General features: G+C 45.0%; 2 protein-coding genes. Both read left to right on the plus strand.

From position 1 onward, the window contains the following. Positions 1–705: sugar phosphate nucleotidyltransferase (locus F6K49_RS43285; protein ID WP_293107829.1), on the plus strand; the 705-nt coding region annotated here is incomplete at its 5' end. A 333-nt stretch (positions 706–1,038) separates the two neighbouring features. Further along, positions 1,039–2,064 (plus strand): DnaJ C-terminal domain-containing protein, encoded by a 1,026-nt coding sequence (locus F6K49_RS43290; RefSeq protein ID WP_293107831.1) that lies wholly within the window; start codon positions 1,039–1,041, stop codon positions 2,062–2,064. Positions 2,065–2,125: the final 61 nt, after the last annotated feature.

A 2,125-nucleotide genomic window follows, 5' to 3' on the forward strand; every position in this document is an offset into this window, starting at 1 on the left:
CTTACACCAGAACAAGCCAGAAATAGTCCTTACATTGCTTCTATGGGGATTTATGTCTTTAGTAAAGCAGTGATGAAAGAACTGCTCGAAGCTAATTCTGAGCACACAGACTTTGGTCACGAAGTTATCCCAGCCTCGATGCAAAAATATAACATTCAAGCTTACTTATTTAATGATTATTGGCAAGATATCGGCACTATTGAGGCATTTTACAATGCTAACTTATCCCTGACTCGTCAACCTAAGCCATCCTTTAGCTTTTATCAGGAAGATGCTCCGATTTACACCAGGGCTCGTTATCTACCGCCCTCAAAGCTTTTAGACTGTCGGGTAACAGAGTCAATCATTGGGGAAGGGTGTATTCTCAAAGACTGCCGCATTAATAACTCGGTATTGGGATTGCGATCGCGAGTGGAAGCTGGAACAGTTATCGAGGACTCTTTAATTATGGGGGCTGACTACTACCAATCTTTAACAGAGCGTCTCTCAGCCCAAGAACAAGGCCAAGTGACTTTAGGGATTGGTAAGGATACCGTTATTCGTCGTGCAATTATCGATAAAAATGCTTGTATCGGTAACAATGTCAAAATCTTCAACAAGGATCGTGTGGAAGAAGCCAACTGCGAAAGTGAGGGATTTTATATTCGTAATGGCATTGTTGTAGTGATCAAAAATGCCGTAATTCCCCATGGAGCCGTGATTTAGTATGGGGTGGAAAGGGTAAGTTCATCTACATCAAAATTAGGCGCTAGGCAAACTTACCCTAGGGATAGGGATTAGACATGCTTAGCCTAGGCATTAAGTACTACAACCATTAACCATTAGCCTCAGACCTTGCTACCTCAGACATTGCCCTAACCCTGAAAAAACCTTTGACAGAGTATGCGCCCATGTACGGAAATTGCGATCGCACCAGTGAGGAACAACCGAACTAAGTTTACTTGAAACCTTTGTTACCCTAGCGTTGAGGTAGATAAACCATAATCCAAGGGCAATAACTTACCCCTTACGATCTTAGACGATTAGGAGACACTCTTGATGGCTGCGACCGACTTCAAAGACTATTACTCCATCCTAGGAGTCAGCAAAACTGCTAGTGCTGATGACATTAAAAAGTCCTTTCGGCGTTTGGCCCGGAAGTACCACCCAGACCTGAATCCTGGTGACAAACAAGCCGAGGCTCGCTTTAAGGAAGTCAATGAAGCCTACGAAGTTTTATCTGACTCGGACAAACGCAAGAAATACGATCAATTTGGTCAGTACTGGAAGCAAGCGGGACAAGGATGGTCTGGTCGTAGTGGAGTCGGTGTTGATGTTGGTGGCTTTGATTTTAGCCAGTACGGCAGCTTTGACGAGTTCATTAATGAATTGCTGGGTCGCTTTAGCACTGGTGCCCCCGGTGGTGCTGGCAGAAGTAGTCATAGCTACTCCTACCGTACAAGTACTTCTAGCTCTAATGGGTTTAATGATTTTGGTGGTTTTAGTGGCTATAGCAGCACCTCAGGCTTTAACAACACTACAGGAGCAAGTGCTGACCGGGAAGCAACCATTAGCCTCAGTTGGTCTGAAGCCTTTAATGGTGTCCAAAAACGTTTCAGCCTAGGTAGTGAAACTATAACTGTCAAGATTCCCCCTGGTGCCAAACCCGGTAGTCGTATTCGGGTGCGAGGCAAGGGTCAGGTCAACCCTCTGAATCAGCAAAAAGGAGATTTGTATTTGAAAGTAGAACTCAAATCTCACTCTTTCTTTGAGTTCGATGGTGAGAATCTGGTTTGCGAAGTGCCAATCACACCAGATGAAGCCGTTTTGGGTGGGTCAATTGAGGTTCCAACTCCAGATGGCTCTGTGAGTATGAATATTCCTGCTGGTATTCGTTCTGGTCAATCTCTGCGGCTGCGGGGTAAAGGCTGGTCTTTACCTAAGGGTGGACGTAGTGATCAGTTAGTGCGAATTACGATAGTAACTCCGAAAAACCTGACCAATCAGGAGCGGGAGTATTATGAAAAAATCCGTGAAAGTCGCCGCTTCAATCCCCGGAGTCACTTGTCCCAAGTTCGACTATGATTATATCTAGCAGTTCTCAATTGGGTGAGGGACTTACTAGGAGTGGGTTAATGGGAGTAGG

Source organism: Moorena sp. SIO3I6 (genome assembly GCF_010672095.1).